This window comes from Bacillus amyloliquefaciens DSM 7 = ATCC 23350 (genome assembly GCF_000196735.1).
Taxonomy (GTDB): domain Bacteria; phylum Bacillota; class Bacilli; order Bacillales; family Bacillaceae; genus Bacillus; species Bacillus amyloliquefaciens.
This window is the reverse complement of the sequence record NC_014551.1, coordinates 2,105,994-2,126,517: the sequence shown is the minus strand read 5'-3', so window position 1 is coordinate 2,126,517 and position 20,524 is coordinate 2,105,994. Positions and strand designations below refer to the sequence as shown.

Here is a 20,524-nt window from a genome sequence, read left to right as displayed (position 1 = left end):
ATATTGATGTAATGGTTGAGAGAACACATCGTTTTACAATCGCCCAATCAATTTCCTCACTTTGTGAATACCTTTAAGAATAGGCAGACATAAAGGAGGAAAAAACATGTACCCTCGTCATGCATTGTATCGCGGGAATTTCGGACCTGCCGGATTTCCGGCGAGAAGTCCTTTTTTGTTCGGCGCTCCTTTATTCGGCGGGTTTTTAGGCGGCCTTCTCGGAGGCGTGATTGCCACAGGTTTTACGAGACCCCGGTATCCGTACGGTTTCGCCGGTTACGGATACGGAGGCGCCCCATACGGCGGTTTCGGTCCGGGAGTTGGCGGTTATCCGCCATTTTATTAAAGAAAAAACGGCCCATATCGCGGGCCGTTTTTTTTATCTTAAAATCTCCACTTCCGATAAATTGTAGTCTTCCTGTTTTGAAAACATGACTTCAATCATCCCGTCTTTGTAGACTGCTTTTGTTCCTTTCCGTTTGACGAGGCTCGGAAGAACGATTTCTTTTTTTCCCTCCGCCAGACTGCTGTTCTCTACAACAAGGCTGTGTGACGTATGCTTAATCCTGATCCGGTCGAGTTCATCCTGTTCGGCGGGAATTTTCACAAAAACATGATCTGATGTTTCAAACATGTCAATTTCCGGCTTGGGCGGTTCTGCTTCGACCGGCTCAGCTTTCTTCGACATCGGATCACGAAAAGGGAATTGCCCGGCATAATCGGCACCGAATACGCTTTCCATTACTCGGTTGACATAGGTCTCGACATCTTTCGGATCAGCATTTTTAAACGTTTCTTTCGAGAACTGATTTTGGAAGGGAAAATATCTGTTCCAATCAAACACGGCATCTCACCCTTTCTTAACGGACAACATAGTATATGCCCGCCGGAAGCTTCCCGTGATATAATATAATCTGTTTACAGAAAGGAAGGGGAAGGCCGTGGAAGGGAATACCGCAAGAAAAGGAATCATTTATACCGCTTGTTCTTTCGCCATGTGGGGGCTGTTTCCGGTCTATTGGAAACTTCTTGAACATATACCCGCACTGGACATTTTAGCTCACCGGATTTTATGGTCGTTTGTCTTCATGTGCGTGCTTTTAACTGTTCTTAAGAAGTGGAAAACCGGATGGCGTGAACTGCGTCTTTTGAAATCTGAAGGAGGCCTGCTGGCGCTGTTTTTTGCTTCCGTTTTAATTTCCGTTAATTGGTTTGTGTACATATGGGCCGTCAATCACGGCTTTTTGCTTGAAGCAAGTCTCGGGTACTATATTAATCCGCTTGTTTCCGTTCTTTTGGGCATCCTATTTTTAAAAGAAAAGCTGAACAGGATGCAAGCGGCGGCCGTTTCTATTGCCGGGGCGGCCGTCATTATTTCTGCGTTTCAGTATGGCGCGGTTCCTTATATCGCATTGCTGCTTGCATTCAGCTTCGGCCTTTACGGCTTATGCAAAAAAAGAACGCGCATGTCCAGTATGATCGGGCTGACGCTGGAGACGCTTCTGATTACTCCGGCTGCCCTTATTTATTTAGGTTATACAGCTGACGGGAACGCTTCTGGGTCTTTGGGTGCAGGAACATGGACGCTGCTTTTTTTCGCAGGCGTATTTACGGCCCTGCCGCTGTTAATGTTTGCGGAGGGGGCAAAGCGTCTGCCGCTGTATCAAGTCGGCATTTTGCAATATATATCGCCGACCATCACCCTTATGCTCGGCGTATTTGTGTATCATGAACCGTTTTCCGGTCAAAAAGCGTTTACTTTTATTTGTATATGGGCGGCATTGCTCTTATTTACCTTTTCACAGATAAAATGGAAACGGCCGTTAAAAAGCCGCTAAGCCTTTCGCTTTCCAGCGGAAGCGTAAATTATGTATAATCATTACGAGTATGTAAAGGAGCTGTACAATGGGCACTGATAAAGACATAGCCAAAGCTTATCAAGCACTGTGGAATAACCGCACACTCCCGGCTTCAACTCTTGAAGAAGCGGAGAAGGCAATTGATCTTGAACTGCTTGATCAAAGAACACATCCGAGGCTCCGGAAGACGCCCGAGGAAAAGTTTGCTCTGGCGGTGCAGCGAATTGTAGATTCCCGGCTGCAGCCGATTGAGAAATATGAATTGGTTGAACTACATACGAAGCGTTTGCAATTTTTACGAGAAGAAAGAGGGGAGCAGCTATGAAAGCGATCATAAAAGAAGATGTGCAAACTTCTTTAGAACGATATGCCGATCGTCCTGTATATATCCATTTGGAAACAACGACCGGGTCTTATTCAGCGCATCTGAATGAGAAAAACATGACGGTTGTAGCCTATATACGCAATGCCAAAGTGACGTACCATCAGGCGAAAATCAAAGGAAACGGCCCGTACCGCGTCGGTTTGAAAACAGAAGAGGGCTGGATTTATGCAGAAGGTTTGACTGAATATACAGTGGATGACGAAAACCGCCTGTTAATGGCAGGGCATCTGCCGGGCGGTAAATTGGCGATTTCGCTTCAAATCAGCGAAAAACCGTTTACAGTTTAAAGAAAAGGGTGAAAATCATGAAAGAACATGTACTCGTCATCCTGCCTCACCCTGATGATGAATCATACGGAGTGGCAGGACTGATTGCTTTACACAGACAAAAAGATATTCCCGTTACGTACGCATGCGCAACGCTTGGCGAAATGGGCCGGAACATGGGAGATCCCTTTTTCGCGAACCGTGAAACACTGCCGCTGTTAAGAAAGCAAGAGCTGATTGACGCATGCAAGGCAATGGACGTCACTGACCTGAGAATGCTCGGGCTTCGTGATAAAACACTTGAATTTGAAGATGACGAGTGGCTCGCGGATATGATGGAGGAGATTATCGACGATGTAAAACCGAGTCTGATTGTCACATTCTATCCTGGACACGGCGTCCATCCGGATCATGATGCATGCGGCGAAGCGGTCATCAGAGCGCTTTACAGAAAGAAAAAAGAAGACCGCCCGCGCACGCTTTGCATGGCAATTACCCGTAACAGGGAGGAAGCTGTCGGCAAACCTGATGTTATTCTTGATATTAAAGAGGTCGCCGATATTAAAATGAATGCCTTAAAAGCACACCGCACTCAAACGGAAGGCATGCTGAGAGAGCTGGAAGAAAAAATAAAAAATAATGAGCCGGTTCTCCAGACCTGGTTTGAAGAAGAAGTGTATTGGACATATCCGTGGAAAGACTGATAAAAAAAGGATAAGGCATTTAGCCTTATCCTTTTTTACGTCAGATCGGAAGCGATCGCTTCAGCGAGCGAAGACCGTATTGACAAATTTGAAAAACTAAGTCCGAGCTGCACCGCGGTTTGGGCGATTTCAGGACGGATTCCGGATAATGTCGCTTTCACGCCGAGCATTCCGAGTGATTCAATTAAGGTGAAAAGCTGTTGGGCAACCATCGTATCAATCATGGCCACGCCTGATAAATCAATGTACAGCTGTGTTATCCGCTTCTCTGAACACTGGTGCAGCGTATTCTCCAAGATCATTTTGGCCCTTGCCGTGTCAATATCCCCAATCAGAGGCAGCAGTCCGACGTTGTCAAAAAGCACAATGACAGGTGAGCTCAGTTCGGTAATCAATTCTTTTTGAGCTTCAAGCTGAATGTTTGTGTTTTTATACATCTCCTCTATGAAAATATGAATGACCACATCAAATGATTTAATCAGCGTATGGAATATATCTTCGGCATCTTCCTCTGTCACGGTGTCTGAATGCAGTCTGGTAAACTGCTTCACATGGCCGACATACAAATCACGAACTCTGATAAACTCGCGAATGATGTAATGGATAGGAGTTTTTAAATGTTCTTTATCCTGTGCGGCTTCGAACGCCCACTTTTCCAATGCCGCCGTATAAACTTCTTTTTCCTCAGAAAAAATCCGATTGATTTGATAATTAAACGCCAGATTTTGTTTTTTCAGATTCGTGAGCACCGCCGGGTCAGAAGAAGCGTAAACAGAATCAGGATCCGTATCATGAAGGGTATCAAACCATGTCTGACTGATGTCTTCTGCCCGTTCGGTTAAATAATCGTACAGCAGTATATATTTTGGCATGCTGCGCCTCCTTTATGAAATCATCATTTTTTTCATATAACGCTTTTGCAGCTTGAGCAGTCTGAAGAATAAACCGGCAGCTCCTGCGGCGAGTCCTGCAATTAACCCGATCCAATAGCCGAATGCCCCGAGGCTTGTCCAGGTGCCGACTGCGTAACCGAGAGGAAGCCCGATGATCCAATAAGAAACAAACGCCGCACCGAGTGTATAATTGACATCCTTATATCCTCTCAGAGCGCCTTGTATCGGAGCTGCTACGGCATCAGAAAGCTGGAAAAAGAGTGCATAGATTAAAAAATGCTGCGTCAAAATGAGCACGTCCGGGTCTGATGTATACATTCCGGCGATCTGCGGTCTGAACAGCAAAATGAAAGCCGCCGTGCATAAAGAAAAACAAAGGGCCATCACAATCCCGATATAGCTGTATGAACGGGCATCCCTGTAGCGTTTTGCGCCTGCTTCAAAGCCGACCAATATGGTGAGCGCCATCGATACGCTGAGCGGCAGCATATACAACAGGGAAGCAAAATTCATTGCCGCCTGATGGGCTGCAATCGTCACCGTCTGGAAATGGCTCATGAGCAGTGTGACAGCCGCAAAAATGCTCGTTTCAAAAAATACGGCAAAACCGATCGGCAACCCGATTTTCAAAAGCTTTCTGCATTCTGACGGAGAAAACCGGTACAGCTTCCGAAATACAGAGTATCCGGCAAACGGCTCAAATCTGCAGACGATAAAAAAGCTGATGGCGCAAATACACCAGTAAGTCAGGGCGGAGGCAAGACCCGCACCGACTCCGCCCAATGCCGGCATGTTGAATTTCCCGAAAATAAACACATAATTCAAGACAAAATTGATAGGCAATGAGCAGAGCGTAATAAGCATAGTGATTCTCGTTTTGCCGAGCGCATCAATAAACGATCGCAAAACGGCGTAGACAAACAAAGGAAAAATGCCGAGGGATAAAAATCCTAAAAAGTGTTTGGCGATCGTCCGGACATGCGGTTCCAGGCCCAAATGTCCCAAAATCAAATCAACAGTCAAAAAGCCGATAACGATAACTGCCGCACTGAGAATGGCTGCTACATAAACGGCCTGGATGACGGAAAACGGCGCTTCCTTTTGTCTGCCGGCTCCAAACAGCTGCGATACAACGGGCGTAACGGCCATCAATATTCCTGCAAGCCCCGTATAAACCGGTGTCCACAGGCTTGAACCGATTGCAACGCCGGCTAAATCAGCGGCGCTCACTTTCCCTGACATCACCGTATCCAAAAAGGTAATCAAAGAAAGACCCGCCTGTGTAATTAAAATCGGAATAAAGATATGTAACAGCTGTCTGACCTTTTGGCCGATCGTGTTTGTTTCTCTCAAGTTAGGTTCCCCGTTTCTTTATTTTAACGAGAGAAATTATAACATTTTATGTATAAAAAGCAATGAGGCCCGGTCTACTCTTTTTTATCCGGTTTCGGCCTTTTAAACATCTTGGCATAAATGAATGAAAGTGAAATGACCCCTAAAAAGGTGCAAATATACTGCATCAGTCGTGCGAATTCCATATCAAGTCCGCCTCCTTTCATAATTATCGTGCACACTGCGGCGCATATCCATGCGCGCGATGCAGAAAATAAGGGAAAGGAGCTGAAGTGACATGCAACACATTCAAATGTCGGAAAGTGCGTTTACCGCTGCCGTTCAAACGTATTTGAAACAAATTACGGAGGATGCCGCAATGATACTGGGGACATTGGATGAAAAAGATCAATGCCTTCTTTGCGAACTAGATGAACTGGGACATACCTTTCAGGAAATGCAGGCTATTGCTTCGTCATTTTACCTGCAGTCATATATCGAACATTTTACGCCTTCCTATATAGAGCTGGCGAAAGCCGTGCAGCATCTGGCAGAAGAAAAGCATGGGGCGCTGATTGTGATTGAACGTACAGAACCGCTGGACGGAATGATACAAAAAGGGACAAGTCTGCATGCCGAGATCAGTTCAGCTTTAATTGAAAGTATTTTTTATCCCGGCAATCCGCTTCACGACGGAGCCGTATTGGTGAGAGAAAACCGTGTGGTATCAGCAGCCAATGTGCTTCCGCTCACAACAAAAAATGTTGATCTTAAATACGGAACGCGCCACAGGGCCGCGATGGGGCTTTCAGCCGTGACTGATGCACTCGTCCTCGTTGTTTCAGAAGAAACGGGAAAAATGTCCTTTGCTAAAGACGGCGGACTGTATCCGCTTGTTTCGCCGCGGGCGCTTCACACGAAATAATAAGAAAATGGGAATATTGTACCTATTTAATATTAATGAAGTGAACATCTTTACCTTTTTCTGTATTGATGTTATCGTTTAAATATACATAAAATTTAAAAGAATAGGGAGTGGAAAGATGGCAAATGTATTGATGATCGGTTTTCCGGGAGAAGGCCATATTAACCCGTCTTTAGGCGTTGTAAAAGAATTAAAGGCAAAGGGCGAACATGTCGTATATTACGGCGTGAAGGAATATGAGAACAAAATCGCGGCAAGCGGAGCGGAATTCCGTGAATATGAGGATTTCCGGAAAGATGAATTCGGAAAAAACGCAACGGGTGATGAACAGCGGGACGCTACAGAGTTTTTGCTATTAATGATTGAGACTTCTAAAAAAGCCGCACTCCGTATTCTTGAGGAAGTAAAAGATGAATCCTACGACTACATCATGTATGATCATCATTTTCTGGCAGGCAGGCTCGTGAGAAACATGCTGAAACTGCCGGCATATTCACTTTGCACGACATTTGCAATGAATGAAGCATTTATTAAAGAGGTCTTCTCAAATACAAACCTTGTATCAGAGGAATCATCCCATTATCCGGCTTATACCGAAGCGGTCAGCCTGCTCAATGAAGAATTCAGCGCAGACATTAAAACGCCGTATGATATTTTCTCAAATGACGGCAGAAAAACCATCGTGTTTACTTCAAGAGCTTTTCAGCCGAAAGAAGAAGAGTTCGGTGATTCTTACCTCTTTGTCGGTCCGTCCATAACTGACAGGGCGGCCGCTCATGATTTTCCGTTTGAACAGCTTGAAGGAGAAAACGTCCTGTTTATTTCAATGGGTACGATTTTTAACAACCAGAAGGAATTGTTTAATAAATGCTTAAAAGCGGTCAGGGACTTTAAAGGAAAAGTCGTCATGTCAATCGGCAAACATCTTGATCCGGCGGAGCTTGATGAAATCCCGGCGAATGTTATTGTAAAGCCTTATGTTCCGCAGCTTGAGATCTTAAAGAGAGCGGACTTATTTATCACGCACGGCGGAATGAACAGTACGAGCGAAGGGCTTTACTTCAAAACCCCGATGATCGTCATTCCGATGGGCGCTGATCAGTTCGCCGTCGGAAGCCAAGTGGAAAACACAGGCGCGGGCAAGATGTTTAAAAAAGAAAATGTGACGGCGGAACTGCTCACTGAAGCAATAAAAGAGTTGAGCGAAAACCCTGAATATCAGAAAAAAGCTGATGAAATCGGAGAATCCCTGAAAGCGGCCGGGGGAGCACAGCGTGCAGCAGAGTTGATATTGGAAGACGTAAAAACTGCCGAGACCCGGGTTCTGTAATCAGCCATCTCCCGTTTCCTTTATAGGAAGCGGGTTTTTTTGGTTGTTTTTCGGGAAGGATTTTTCCTGACACAAAGAGAATTGTATGAAAAACAGACAAGAAAGGTGGAATGTCGCGGAAAAAAGCCATGTTATGAAAATGATTCCAAAGTCTTTTGTGAAATCTTCTCAATTTATGTAAAATGTGTGGCATTGGTGATGATCTAAGGTCAAATGAAACAGAAATGATGTCGACTTCTGAATGAATTCTGAATAACAGACGGCGTTCAAAGAAAAGGAACGTCCCTTTCAGCAATGATAAATAGGAGGTTTTTCGTTATATGAAGAAAAAAATCGCAGCCGGTCTGGCTGTATCTGCAGTAATGACTTCAACCTTCGCCGTGCATCCCGCTGAAGCAAAAACCATCCAAGTAAAAAGCGGCGACTCTCTTTGGAAGCTTTCCCGACAATATCATACAAGCATTTCAGCCCTCCAGACGGAAAATAAATTGAAATCTACAATACTTCACCCCGGACAGCGGCTGAATATTCCTGATGGCAGCACACATAAAACGGACCAAAAAGGAAAAAAAAGCACAGGTGCTTATACAGTTACATACGGAGATTCCTTATGGGTGATCGCAAAAAAATACCGCATGAGTGTTTCTGAGCTGAGAAGCCTGAACCGTTTGAGTTCAGATGTCATCTATCCGGGCCAAAAACTGAAAGTTAAAGGTTCCGCCGGCAGCACGGACAGAGGCGGCAAACAGACAAAGCCTGATAAAGGCGCATCAGGGACTTACACTGTAAAACCGGGTGACTCGCTGTGGAAAATCGCCAATCAAATCGGCATTACGATAGCTGAATTGAAAAAGCTGAATCAATTAACGTCAGACATGCTGTATCCGAATCAAGTATTAAAAACCAAAGGCTCTTCACATAACGGAAACAGCGGCGCAACACCGCCATCTCATTCAAACCCTTCTGAGAAGCCATCCACTTACAAAGTAAAACCAGGCGATTCCCTCTGGAAAATTGCCAATCGGTTCGGCATCACCGCCCAGCTCATCAGAGAAAAAAATAAACTGACAACTGATGTGCTTCAAATCGGACAAGTTCTGGTGATTAACGGGACGGAAAAAACAGAAGACCCTGTGCGCCAGCCGGAAAACAAACCGGCCAAGCCAAACAAACCAAATACTCCGGAACCTCCGGTGACAGGATCAAAGATTGACAGAATGATTGGCGAAGCGAAAAAATATGTCGGCGTGCCTTACCGCTGGGGGGGCAATACGCCTGCGGGATTCGATTGCAGCGGCTATATCTATTACCTCTTAAATAAGGTAGGCTCCGTTTCCCGTCTGAGCACGGCCGGATACTGGAATACAATGAAACATATCAGCCAGCCGTCAGCAGGCGACTTCGTCTTTTTTACGACATATAAAGCGGGCCCTTCGCACATGGGAATTTATTTGGGCGGAGGAGATTTCATTCACGCCAGCTCCTCTGGGGTTGAAGTTTCAAACTTAAGCAATCCATATTGGAAAAAAGCTTATTTAGGAGCACGCAGTTATTTTTAAAAAAAGCCTTTCGGGGCTTTTTTTGTTTATCATTTTTACGTTTTGACAAGACTGATGGGTAAAAATAAGGGGGAGAAACCATGAATCGTCTCTTGTTTTTTCTCATGCTCGCATCAATCACGCTTTGCGGCTGCGGGGGCGGACCCGCTCCTGTTCCGTCCAAAAAACATGGAGAAAGCCGCGCGTTGGAAGCGTCCGCATACCGTGAGCATGCCGGACTCATCAATCAAAACGGAAAAAATATCGGTTATATTGAAGTGAAAGAATCTGATGATGAAGGGTCAGACATTCATATATCGGCGGATCATCTGCCCCCCGGCGCTTCTCTCGGATTTCACATTTATGAAAAAGGGGTGTGTCAGACACCTGATTTCGAATCAGCCGGCGGGCCGTTCAACCCTTTGAATAAAGAACACGGCTTCAACAACCCGATGGGGCATCACGCCGGAGATCTTCCCAATCTTGAAGTGGGTGCCGACGGTAAAGTGGATGTCATTATGAATGCGCCGCAAACTTCGTTAAAAGAAGGGAGCAGACTCAGCCTGCTTGACCGGGACGGGAGCGCGTTCATCATTCATGAACATACGGACGATTATTTAACAAACCCGAGCGGAAATTCCGGAGCCAGAATCGCCTGCGCTCCTCTGAAAAAAAGCGCCCGCAGGGAATAAGCCCTTTTGTATTGAGAATACAAGGGCTTTTTTAGTATACTCGGTTATGGAATCCAAATGGAAAGGAAACATCACCTATGACTTCAGAATTACAGCACTTATCACTGCCGGAAGATATACAAAACAAACTGCAAGCTTATCAAAATCATCCCGTTTCCCAAGAATTTCAGGATTTAATCGGATCATCGGGCTATGAAGCCGAAGATAAAGCGATTATATTCGATGCGGTCATCGCTTTGACAATGGGAAAAAATATTCTATTAAAAGGACCGACGGGTTCAGGGAAAACAAAATTGGCGGAAACGCTTTCGAACTATTTTCATAAACCGATGCACAGCGTCAACTGCTCCGTAGACCTCGATGCAGAAGCGCTTGTCGGCTATAAAACGATTGAAAATGAACAGGGCCAGGCGACAATTGAATTCGTTCCCGGACCTGTAACAACCGCAATGAACGAGGGACATTTTTTATACATTGACGAAATCAATATGGCGAAGCCTGAAACCCTTCCGATTCTGAACGGCGTGCTTGATTACAGAAAAATGATGACAAACCCGTTTACAGGAGAAGTGGTTAAGGCAAACGAAGGATTCGGTGTCATCGCCGCTATTAATGAAGGCTATGTCGGCACCGTGCCGCTGAACGAAGCCCTTAAAAACCGTTTTGTCATTATTGATGTGCCGTATATTAAAGGAAGCCTTCTGAAACAGGTTCTGACCTCTCAATCTGTTTTAAAAGATGATAAATTAATTGAGCGCTTTATGACATTGTCTTCTGATTTAATCGCACAAGCGCATAACGGGCAAGTGTCAGAGGAAGCGGCGTCCATCAGGGCTCTCATTGATACGTGCGACTTGGCTGCGTACATTCCGCCGAAACGGGCGATTGAAAGAGGCATTGTGGAAAAACTTGATGACGACAGGGAAAAAGCCGCTGTCAGAAATATTGCAGAAACGCTGTTCGAATGAGGAATGTACAATGAAGTTTATCAAATTTAACGACAGCACGATCGATTCGTTTTTGTTCATGATGCTGACTGATCTGGCCAAAACACTGACCAGAAGCAGTGAAGTGGAAGTGGAATACGGCGTGCAGTCTTACTACAATCCCTTTGAAAAGAAAATTTATATGAGCCACTTTTGGAAAGACAGGTCAGCCGGGGATATGGAAGCCGGCTTGAAAAGCGATGTGTATTTGCGCGCTGTCGGCACACGCAGCAGCTCATTCCGGGAATTTGCCGGGTTTTTAAATGACGTTCACCGGCGCTTCAACCGCCAAAGCTTTGCAAAGCAGCTGTTCATGCTGCTTGAGGATATCAGAATTGAAGAGCTGATCAAAAAAGAGCGGCCGGGGACGAAACGTGTATTTCAGAAGCGAAGGGAGATGTACAGGAAACATTTCACAACGCAGCTGACACTGAATTTAGAACGAAGCATTTTCACTGACGCTTTGTATTGCGCGATATTTGTCAAGCTGACGGCGGAGTCTCCGCTTGAAGGCATTCCTTCCATGCAGGAAGATATTGATATGATGATACCGTATATTGAACGCCAGCTCATCAGGGTGTATGAGGCGGATTCTACGAAAGAGATCGCAAGAATAACAGAAGACCTCATGGAAGGCCTTGATGAAGTGCTGGAGAAAGATATGCTGAACACATACTTTTTTCTGCCGGAACTTGATTACGAGAGAGCGGCTGAAGAGCCTTTATTCGAAAGCATCAAAAGAGCGCCGTCATTAAGCGACGACATCACGCTCCCTGAGTCTTCCGACGGAGATGAAGATATCCATGAAGAGAAAATGAATACGTGGCATCGGGAAACCGAAGCGCCGTCAAAAAGTTTCCTTCAATTTGATATTGAGCACGGCGCGAAATCAGATATTGGGAAAGACGCCGCCAGAGAAGGAGATGACGGTGATCAGGCGCTCGGCTCCGTTCAAGGCTCCGCACGGCAGACGAAAAGAGAGGATTACTCCAAGCTTGAGGCGCTTGAATCCAGACAGGATGAACATGAGGGCGCGGGGCTTGCCGACGGAAAAGAAAACAAGTTCGCTTTCCCGGTTTACCAAACACCTCATAAAGCATCGCCCGAGGAGGAGCAGTCTTATAAAGAACAGGCGAAAACGATAGAATCATATCAAAAACGCCTGAAGCAGATGATACAAAAGATACTTGAACACAAAAAAACGCTCCCGCGGACCGACCTTCACGCGGGCCGGCTGAATCGCAAGCTGCTCCGCTACTTTACGGAACGGAATCCGCGTCTTTTCTATAAAAAGCAAGACCCCTCTTCGGAAATTGACGCCGTTTTTACGTTGCTTGTCGATTGTTCGGCCAGCATGTTCGACAAAATGGATGAAACAAAAAGAGGGATTGTTCTATTCCATGAAGCCCTGAAATCAGTGTCCGTCCCGCACCAAATCGTCGGATTTTGGGAGGATACAAACGAAGCGACCGAAACGAGCCAGCCGAATTTCTTCAATACCGTGATTCCGTTTGAAGAGTCGCTGCTGCAGGCGGCGGGACCGCTGATCATGCAGCTTGCGCCGGAGGAAGATAACAGAGACGGATATGCCATCAGACAAATGACGAAACAGCTGATGCGGCGGAGTGAGGCGCAAAAGTTTTTAATCGTGTTTTCAGATGGAGAGCCGGCGGCATTCGGCTACGAACAAAACGGCATCGTCGATACGAGCGAGGCTGTCATCGAAGCGAGAAAAAGAGGGATAGAAGTCATAAATGTTTTTCTGTCCAATACTGCGATAGAAGAATCACAGATGAAAACCATTCAGGATATGTACGGAAAGTACAGTATTTTTGTTCCGGATGTCGATCAGCTGCCTGATGTGCTGTATCCGCTCTTGAAAAAACTGCTTCATAAAAGCATAGGATAGGCTTTTTCCTATGCTTTTTCGCTTTTTATTTTAAAATGATTTAATTTTTTCGTTATGGATCTGTTTTTTTACTATTTTGTGAACAATCAAGGTAGAATCCAAACGCAATCAATGGTAAAATACCCTTGGAAGCGTTTTTATTACATAATTTTGGGCACAGCGTTCAAAAGTTATTTCAAGATAGTGAATTGATCACTTGATTATCTAGGTTGGGGGTAATATTCAAATGTTTCAAAATAATATGAAACAAAGAATGAATTGGGAAGATTTTTACGGACCGAACCTCGGCTACGCACTGGAGCTGTACGACCAATATGCTGAAGATCCAGACAGCATTGATCCGGATCTGAAAGACATGTTTGACGAACTCGGCGCTCCGCCAAGCCAAATAAAAGAGGCATCGGGAACAAAGGAACAGGGACGAGTCACCGCAGATCTGATTCAAAAGATCGCATCAGCAGTTAAACTTGCAGAAGATATTCGAACCTATGGCCATCTGAACGCTTCCGTCAATCCGCTCAGAAAGGATCAAAAAAAGAGCGAGCTCTTTCCGTTATCCGAGTACGGGCTTACAGAAGAAGAAATGAAAGCAATACCCGCGTCTGTCATTTGTAAAGACGCACCTGCCAATATAACGAACGGCTTAGAAGCCATCCAGCATTTACGCAATACGTATAAAAGAACCATCTCCTTCGAATTTGACCATGTGCATGATTTCGAAGAGCGGGCATGGATTACAAAAATGGTCGAATCCGGAGAACTGTTCCGGAAAAATTCACCGGAAAAACTGTCAGCCGTTTTAGAAAGACTGACGGAAGTAGAAGGATTTGAACAATTTTTACACCGGACATTCGTCGGCCAGAAGCGTTTCTCAATTGAGGGATTAGACGCGCTTGTGCCTGTTCTTGACGACATTATCGCCCAGTCTGTGAAAGCAGGCACAACCAATGTCAATATCGGGATGGCGCACAGGGGCCGCTTAAATGTGCTCGCGCATGTGCTCGGCAAACCGTATGAGATTATTTTCTCAGAATTCCAGCACGCGCCGAATAAAGACCTTGTACCGTCTGAAGGCTCGACCGGAATCAGCTACGGCTGGACGGGAGACGTAAAATACCACCTCGGTGCAGACAGACAGTTACAGGATGCTGAAACCAAAAGCGCCCGGATTACGCTTGCAAATAACCCGAGCCATCTGGAATTCATCAATCCGATTGTTGAAGGAAGCACGAGGGCGGCACAGGAAACAAGAACGCAAAAGGGGTACCCGGTTCAAGACGAAACAAAATCGCTCGCCATTTTAATTCACGGTGACGCAGCGTTCCCGGGAGAAGGAATTGTCGCTGAGACGCTGAACTTAAGCTCTTTGAAAGGCTATCAGGTCGGTGGGGCCATTCATATCATCGCCAATAATATGATCGGCTTTACAACTGAAAGCGATGAATCACGCTCTACGAAATATGCCAGTGATTTGGCGAAGGGTTATGAAATCCCGATCGTTCACGTCAACGCCGATGATCCTGAAGCGTGCCTGTCAGCCGTTAAATTTGCGGTTGAATACCGGAAGCGGTTTAATAAAGATTTCTTAATCGATTTAATCGGGTACAGACGGTACGGCCACAATGAAATGGATGAGCCGTCCACGACACAGCCGATGCTGTATGACGCCGTGAGAAAACACCCGACTGTCAAGCGGATCTTTGCGGAAAAACTCGTAAGTGAAGGACTGATCAGCGAGGAAAAAGCGCAAAACATTGAAGCGACAGTGACAAAACGAATTGAAGACGCCTATAAAAAGGTGCCCGCCAAAAAAGAAGATGCCGTACGGGAAATCGAATTGCCGGAACCGGTATCCAACGGTTTTCCTGACGTTGACACAGCCATTGATTTTGATGTTCTCCGCAAGCTGAACGGCGAACTCATCAATTGGCCGGAATCCTTTAACGTGTTCGGCAAGCTGAAAAGAATCTTGGAAAGACGTGCAAAAGCGTTTGATGATGACCGTAAAGTGGAATGGTCATTGGCTGAATCGCTTGCGTTTGCTTCCATTTTGAAAGACGGCACTCCGATCCGGCTGACCGGGCAGGACTCAGAGCGCGGAACGTTCGCTCAAAGAAACCTTGTGCTGCATGACAGCGAAACAGGCAAAGAATTTGTTGCACTCCATCATTTAGACGACTGCGCTGCTTCATTTGCGGTGCATAACAGCCCGCTTTCTGAAGGATCGGTTCTCGGTTTTGAGTATGGATACAACGTGTATTCGCCTGAAACTCTTGTGATGTGGGAGGCGCAGTACGGGGACTTTGCCAATGCGGCTCAAGTCTATTTTGATCAATTTATATCTGCAGGACGGGCAAAATGGGGACAAAAATCAGGATTAGTCATGCTGCTTCCTCACGGTTACGAAGGACAGGGGCCTGAACACTCCAGCGGACGCGTCGAACGGTTCCTGCAGCTGGCGGCGGAAAACAACTGGACGGTGGCCAACCTGACAAGTGCGGCTCAGTATTTCCATATTTTAAGAAGACAAGCGAAAATGCTGCTTCGTGAGGAAATCCGTCCGCTTGTGATCATGACGCCGAAGAGCCTGCTCCGCAACCCGAATACGGTATCTGAAGTACAGGAGCTGAGCGAAAGCAGATTCAAGCCTGTCTATGAGCAATCCGGTCTTTCCCATGCTTATGAAAAAGTGACTCGCGTCGTATTATCAAGCGGAAAAGTGTCAATTGACATCAGCGATCACTTCAACAAAATGGAAGGCGATAAGGATTGGCTTCATATTGCCAGAATCGAACAGCTGTATCCGTTCCCGGCAAAAGACGCGAAAGAGCTTTTCGCCAAACTGCCGAACTTGCAAGAGATCGTTTGGGTTCAGGAAGAGCCGCAGAACATGGGGGCATGGAGTTATATCAGCCCGTATCTGACGGAAATCGCGCCAAAAGGAGTAAATGTTCAATACATCGGCCGAAGAAGACGATCCAGTCCCGCAGAAGGAGATCCGACTGTCCACAAAAAAGAACAGGAACGCATTGTATCTGATAGCTTGACTCGCAAAAACTAAGGGGGAAATGAAAAAATGGCGGAAATTAAGGTACCTGAATTAGCAGAATCAATCTCAGAAGGAACGATAGCCCAATGGTTAAAGCAGCCCGGTGACTATGTAGAACAGGGTGAGTACTTGCTTGAACTTGAGACGGACAAAGTAAATGTTGAATTGACAGCAGAAGAATCGGGTGTTCTAAAAGAGGTATTGAAAGATTCGGGTGATACCGTCCAAGTAGGAGAAATTATCGGTACCATTACAGAAGGCGCTGGCGAAAGTTCTGCACCTGCCCCTTCCGAAAGTGCTCCAGCCAAAGAACAAACGAAAGAGGAAGCAAAAGCTGAACCGGCTGCACAAGAAGTCAGCCAGGAAGCACAATCAGAAGCGAAATCCAGAACGGTAGCGTCTCCGGCTGCACGCAAGCTGGCAAGGGAAAAAGGAATTGATCTTTCACAAATTCCGACGGGGGACCCGCTCGGCCGCGTGCGCAAACAAGACGTGGAAGCTTATGAAAAACCGGCTTCAAAACCTGCGGCACAGACGAAACCGCAGGCTCAAAAAACACAGCAAAGCTTTGACAAACCTGTTGAAGTGCAAAAAATGTCCCGCCGCAGACAAACGATCGCGAAACGATTGGTTGAAGTGCAGCAGACTTCTGCGATGCTGACGACATTTAACGAAGTGGACATGACGGCCGTTATGAATTTAAGAAAACGCCGTAAAGACCAATTCCTTGAGCAAAACGAAGTAAAACTCGGTTTCATGTCTTTCTTTACAAAAGCCGTAGTGGCAGCTTTGAAAAAGTACCCGCTCCTAAACGCTGAAATTCAAGGTGATGAGCTGATCGTGAAAAAATTCTATGACATCGGTATCGCCGTTGCGGCTGAAGAAGGGCTTGTCGTCCCAGTCGTACGTGACGCTGATCGTCTGACATTTGCCGGCATTGAAAAAGAGATCGGCGAACTTGCGAAGAAAGCGCGAAACAATAAATTAACATTAGGTGAGCTGCAAGGAGGTTCCTTCACGATCACAAACGGAGGTACATTCGGCTCGCTTATGTCAACACCAATCCTAAACAGCCCTCAGGTCGGAATCTTAGGTATGCACAAAATTCAGCTGCGCCCTGTAGCGATTGATGCAGAGCGTTCTGAAAACCGTCCGATGATGTACCTTGCATTATCATATGATCACAGAATCGTAGATGGTAAAGAAGCGGTCGGATTCCTTGTCACAATTAAAAACCTGCTGGAAGATCCGGAACAGCTGTTATTAGAAGGATAATGGAGACAGACAAAAAGTACACTGCCCTTATGAGCGGTGTACTTTTTTATTTGAGAGAAGGGGAGTTGTATATGAAAAGCTGTTATCCGCTTGAGATTGAATTTGAATATAATGAAGAATTGCATTCTATCACTCCGGTTCTTCTGCAAGACGAACATGACACGGTTTTAATAGACTGCGGATATCCCGGTTTTATAAATCATCTTCAAAATGCTGCTGTCCGGCATGGATTGTCGCTTCAGTCACTGTCAAAAATCATTGCAACACATCACGATATAGACCATATCGGCTCACTCGCTGCACTGCACCGTCTGTACCCGGGTATCAGCGTGACAGCACATGAACATGAAGCGCCGTATATTGACGGCTCTAAAAAATCATTACGGCTTAAGCAGGCTGAATCAACGTTTTGTTCATTGCCAGAGGAGGCAAAACCTTATGCAAAACAGTTTATCCGCTCACTTCAATCAGTCGAAGCGGCTCCTGTTCATCGGCAAGTAACTGACGGCGAGCTGCTGCCTTGGTGCGGAGGCATTCGCATTGTAGCCACGCCGGGTCATACACCCGGCCATATCAGCCTTTATCTGCCTGCCGAAAAAACAATGATCGCAGGTGATGCGGTCGTCATTGAAGACGGAAAGCTGAACCTTGCGAATCCCCGCTATACGTTACATATGGATGATGCGGTCCGTTCCGTACAGCGCCTGCTCGATTACGATATCCGTCAATTGATTTGTTATCATGGAGGTGTGTTTCAGGGGAATGTAAAAAAGCGCTCCTGCACTTGCTTCGTGACCTGCAGAAAAAACAAGGATAGGGGCGGCAGCCGCCTATCCTTGTTCAGTTATGAAAGCGGAATCTTTACGTTTTCATCCTCTCCGATGCTGTTTTTCTCTTTTTTCTTTGACCAATAAGTGGCGAGAATTGATCCAGACAGATTGTGCCATATGCTGAAAATGGCGCTCGGTACGGCTGAAAGGGGGGAAAAGTGGGCTGTTGCAAGCGCCGCGCCCAATCCGGAGTTTTGCATTCCGACTTCTATCGCAATCGCTTTTTGCGAAGCATAATCCATTCTGAACAGCTTTGCACCCAGGAATCCTAACAAATAGCCGATTCCGTTATGTAAGATGACCACGCATACAATCAGCAGTCCTGATTGAAGCAGGTGCTCACGATTTACGCTGACAACAGAGGAAACAATCGCTACGATGCCGATTACAGACACGAGAGGAAGCGCGTGAACAGCTTGTCCGACCTGTTTTCTGAAGAATAGCTTCACAATCACTCCGAGGACGATCGGTAAAAGCACGGCCTGCATAATTGAAACAAACAGTGAGCCGAAAGAAACAGGGAGCCACTCTTTCGCAAACAGCATAATGAGTGCCGGCGTTACAATAGGAGCAAGCAATGTTGAGATCGTGGTGACCGCAACCGAAAGCGCCGTATTGCCTTTTGCTAAAAAGGTCATGACATTTGAGGCGGTGCCGCCCGGACAGCAGCCGACCAGAATGACGCCCGCTGCAATTTCTGCGGGCAGGCGGAGCCCGACTGATAAACAGAAAGCCGTAAGCGGCATAATCGTAAACTGGGCTATGACTCCGATCACGACATGCCAAGGTTTTCTGATTAATTCTTTAAAATCGTCTGCTTGAAGAGTAAGCCCCATACCAAACATAATAATACCCAGAAAAATTGTCATATAAGAACTGATCCAAGAAAACAAATCAGGGCAGGCGAATCCTAAACCAGCAAAGACGATCACCCATAAGCCGAAAGTTTGTCCCGCAAACCCGCTTATTTTTTTCAACCATTCCATAAACACAGCTCCTTTTTCATCCAATCAGTCAAAAAATGAGACTGACTTTTCTGTATTCCATTATAAATAATATTCTGAATAATTCAATATTAAACATTAGTTATAAATAATGATATTATGTAAACTAATATCTTCTTGACTATTCAGACATATATTCTTAAAATTAATTTTTACACTGAAATGAATTGGGAGTGCTGAAGTGAAAGAAGCTAATCAATGGTCATCTAAGCTGGGATTTATTTTAGCTACGGCCGGCTCTGCAATCGGGCTCGGCGCAATATGGAAGTTCCCTTACGTAGCGGGAACCAGCGGAGGCGGCGCTTTTCTGCTCGTTTTTATTTTATTTACGATTTTAATCGGACTGCCGCTTCTGCTTGCTGAATTTATTATCGGCAGAAAAACACAAAAAAACGCCGTTGAATCCTACAAGGCGCTTGCGCCGGGGAAAAAGTGGCACTGGATCGGATATCTCGGAATCATTACGTGTTTTATTCTATTATCCTTCTACAGCGTAGTGGGGGGATGGATATTAATCTACATTATAAAAGGCTTTACAGGCGGTTTATCGCTCTCATCCGGATTTGATACGTTATTTATCAATACCATTTCAAACCCTTATGCAGCGGTTTTCGGACAGCTGCTGTTTATCGTGATGACGATTTTAGTTGTTGCAAAAGGGGTGAGCAGCGGCATCGAAAAAGTAAGCCAGGTGCTCATGCCGGCTCTGTTTATTCTGTTTATTCTCTTAATGATCCGCTCCGTTTCGCTCCATGATGCAGCGAAGGGGTTAAAATTCTTCTTCATGCCTGATTTTGGCGCGATGGATGCCAATACCATATTATACGCGATGGGACAGTCATTTTTCTCGTTAAGCGTCGGTGTGTCCGTAATGGTTACATACAGCGCCTATTTAGAAAAAAAAGAAAATATTGTTCAATCCGCAGTTTCGGTGACGGTATTAAATGTTCTTGTTGCCGTGATGGCGGGAGTGGCGATTTTTCCGGCGGTATTTTCATTCGGCCTCAAGCCGGATCAAGGCCCGCAGCTTTTATTTAACGTGCTTCCGACCATCTTTAACCAAATGCCGTTCGGCATCGTGTTTTTACTCGCCTTTTTGCTGCTGTTTTTATTTGCGACGCTGACATCAGCATTTTCAATGCTTGAGATTTTGGTTGCCGTTTTGTCAAAAGGCGATTCGGCAAAACGAAAGCGGTATGCATGGCTCGGGGGGCTTGCAATATTTATTGTCGGAGTGCCTTCGGCGCTGTCGTACGGAATTTTGAGTGATGTTTCCATTTTTCACCGCAGTATTTTTGACGCTGCGGATTTTCTGGTCAGCAATGTCTTAATGCCGCTGGGCGCGCTTTTAATTGCCGTTTTCGTACCGCTGAAAATTCCGAAACAGGCGCTGTTTGACGAATTGAAAAGCGGTTCAGGCATAAAACGAAAATGGTTTACAGTGTGGCTCTTATTAATCCGTTATGTGTCTCCTGTAGCTATTATTATCGTTTTTCTGCACGTGCTCGGTATTTTTTAAATCAAAAGAAGCAGGCCCCCGTTCTAAA

The 20,524-nt window shown here is 45.7% G+C and carries 18 protein-coding genes and 1 pseudogene; 15 read left to right on the top strand and 4 right to left on the bottom strand.

Going from position 1 to position 20,524, the window contains the following annotated elements; translation table 11 throughout:
- The first annotated feature begins 106 nt into the window (after positions 1 to 106).
- Positions 107 to 346: a hypothetical protein gene (locus BAMF_RS30795; protein ID WP_013352546.1), complete on the top strand. Its 240-nt coding sequence runs from the start codon at positions 107 to 109 to the stop codon at positions 344 to 346.
- 33 nt (positions 347 to 379) lie between these two features.
- Here the strand turns inward: BAMF_RS30795 and BAMF_RS30790 are convergent, their stop codons facing one another.
- Positions 380 to 844 (bottom strand): Hsp20/alpha crystallin family protein, encoded by a 465-nt coding sequence (locus BAMF_RS30790; protein ID WP_013352545.1) that lies wholly within the window; start codon positions 842 to 844, stop codon positions 380 to 382.
- A 151-nt stretch (positions 845 to 995) separates the two neighbouring features.
- On the opposite strand from BAMF_RS30790, the gene rarD reads away from it, so the two are divergent.
- The 4 genes from rarD (at position 996) to bshB2 (ending at position 3,214) form a co-directional block, all read left to right on the top strand.
- Positions 996 to 1,838: an EamA family transporter RarD gene (gene rarD / locus BAMF_RS30785; RefSeq protein WP_232469739.1), complete on the top strand. Its 843-nt coding sequence runs from the start codon at positions 996 to 998 to the stop codon at positions 1,836 to 1,838.
- A 67-nt stretch (positions 1,839 to 1,905) separates the two neighbouring features.
- Complete coding sequence (locus tag BAMF_RS30780; protein WP_013352543.1) at positions 1,906 to 2,184, top strand: hypothetical protein; 279 nt, start codon at positions 1,906 to 1,908, stop codon at positions 2,182 to 2,184.
- Complete coding sequence (locus BAMF_RS30775; protein ID WP_007407960.1) at positions 2,181 to 2,531, top strand: YojF family protein; 351 nt, start codon at positions 2,181 to 2,183, stop codon at positions 2,529 to 2,531. The genes BAMF_RS30780 and BAMF_RS30775 overlap by 4 nt, the downstream gene beginning before the upstream one ends.
- 17 nt (positions 2,532 to 2,548) lie before the next feature.
- Positions 2,549 to 3,214 (top strand): bacillithiol biosynthesis deacetylase BshB2, encoded by a 666-nt coding sequence (bshB2, locus tag BAMF_RS30770; RefSeq protein WP_013352542.1) that lies wholly within the window; start codon positions 2,549 to 2,551, stop codon positions 3,212 to 3,214.
- Positions 3,215 to 3,249: 35 nt separating this feature from the next.
- Here bshB2 and BAMF_RS30765 read toward each other — a convergent pair whose 3' ends face one another.
- Together BAMF_RS30765 and BAMF_RS30760 are read right to left on the bottom strand one after the other, a co-directional pair.
- On the bottom strand, positions 3,250 to 4,086 hold the full coding sequence (locus tag BAMF_RS30765; protein WP_013352541.1) for an STAS domain-containing protein: 837 nt from the start codon (positions 4,084 to 4,086) through the stop codon (positions 3,250 to 3,252).
- Between the two features lie 12 nt (positions 4,087 to 4,098).
- Entirely contained in the window at positions 4,099 to 5,460 is a 1,362-nt protein-coding gene (locus BAMF_RS30760) for an MATE family efflux transporter (protein WP_013352540.1), read from the bottom strand.
- Between the two features lie 277 nt (positions 5,461 to 5,737).
- Between BAMF_RS30760 and cdaS the strand changes: the two genes are divergently transcribed.
- The 9 genes and pseudogenes from cdaS to BAMF_RS30715 all read left to right on the top strand — a co-directional run bounded on the left by cdaS (position 5,738) and on the right by BAMF_RS30715 (position 17,960).
- Complete coding sequence (cdaS, locus tag BAMF_RS30755) at positions 5,738 to 6,364, top strand: sporulation-specific diadenylate cyclase CdaS (RefSeq protein WP_013352539.1); 627 nt, start codon at positions 5,738 to 5,740, stop codon at positions 6,362 to 6,364.
- Between the two features lie 118 nt (positions 6,365 to 6,482).
- Positions 6,483 to 7,694 carry a macrolide family glycosyltransferase gene (locus BAMF_RS30750; RefSeq protein WP_013352538.1) on the top strand — a complete coding sequence of 404 codons (1,212 nt, stop codon included), beginning with the start codon at positions 6,483 to 6,485 and terminating at the stop codon, positions 7,692 to 7,694.
- A gap of 320 nt (positions 7,695 to 8,014) precedes the next feature.
- Positions 8,015 to 9,253 carry a C40 family peptidase gene (locus BAMF_RS30745; protein ID WP_013352537.1) on the top strand — a complete coding sequence of 413 codons (1,239 nt, stop codon included), beginning with the start codon at positions 8,015 to 8,017 and terminating at the stop codon, positions 9,251 to 9,253.
- Between the two features lie 80 nt (positions 9,254 to 9,333).
- Positions 9,334 to 9,924: a superoxide dismutase family protein gene (locus tag BAMF_RS30740; protein ID WP_013352536.1), complete on the top strand. Its 591-nt coding sequence runs from the start codon at positions 9,334 to 9,336 to the stop codon at positions 9,922 to 9,924.
- A gap of 77 nt (positions 9,925 to 10,001) precedes the next feature.
- Complete coding sequence (locus BAMF_RS30735) at positions 10,002 to 10,892, top strand: AAA family ATPase (protein WP_013352535.1); 891 nt, start codon at positions 10,002 to 10,004, stop codon at positions 10,890 to 10,892.
- A gap of 10 nt (positions 10,893 to 10,902) precedes the next feature.
- Positions 10,903 to 12,819 carry a vWA domain-containing protein gene (locus BAMF_RS30730; protein ID WP_013352534.1) on the top strand — a complete coding sequence of 639 codons (1,917 nt, stop codon included), beginning with the start codon at positions 10,903 to 10,905 and terminating at the stop codon, positions 12,817 to 12,819.
- Between the two features lie 226 nt (positions 12,820 to 13,045).
- Positions 13,046 to 15,880 carry a 2-oxoglutarate dehydrogenase E1 component gene (gene sucA, locus BAMF_RS30725; protein WP_013352533.1) on the top strand — a complete coding sequence of 945 codons (2,835 nt, stop codon included), beginning with the start codon at positions 13,046 to 13,048 and terminating at the stop codon, positions 15,878 to 15,880.
- 15 nt (positions 15,881 to 15,895) lie between these two features.
- Positions 15,896 to 17,143, top strand: a complete 1,248-nt coding sequence (gene odhB / locus BAMF_RS30720) for a 2-oxoglutarate dehydrogenase complex dihydrolipoyllysine-residue succinyltransferase (protein ID WP_013352532.1) — start codon at positions 15,896 to 15,898, stop codon at positions 17,141 to 17,143.
- Positions 17,144 to 17,214: 71 nt separating this feature from the next.
- Positions 17,215 to 17,960: pseudogene (locus BAMF_RS30715) on the top strand (MBL fold metallo-hydrolase).
- Positions 17,961 to 17,987: 27 nt separating this feature from the next.
- Here BAMF_RS30715 and BAMF_RS30710 read toward each other — a convergent pair.
- On the bottom strand, positions 17,988 to 18,959 hold the full coding sequence (locus BAMF_RS30710) for a bile acid:sodium symporter family transporter (protein WP_013352530.1): 972 nt from the start codon (positions 18,957 to 18,959) through the stop codon (positions 17,988 to 17,990).
- A 199-nt stretch (positions 18,960 to 19,158) separates the two neighbouring features.
- Between BAMF_RS30710 and BAMF_RS30705 the strand changes: the two genes are divergently transcribed.
- A complete protein-coding gene (locus tag BAMF_RS30705; RefSeq protein ID WP_013352529.1) occupies positions 19,159 to 20,496 on the top strand; it encodes a sodium-dependent transporter in 1,338 nt (445 codons plus the stop codon).
- The last annotated feature ends 28 nt before the right edge of the window (positions 20,497 to 20,524 follow it).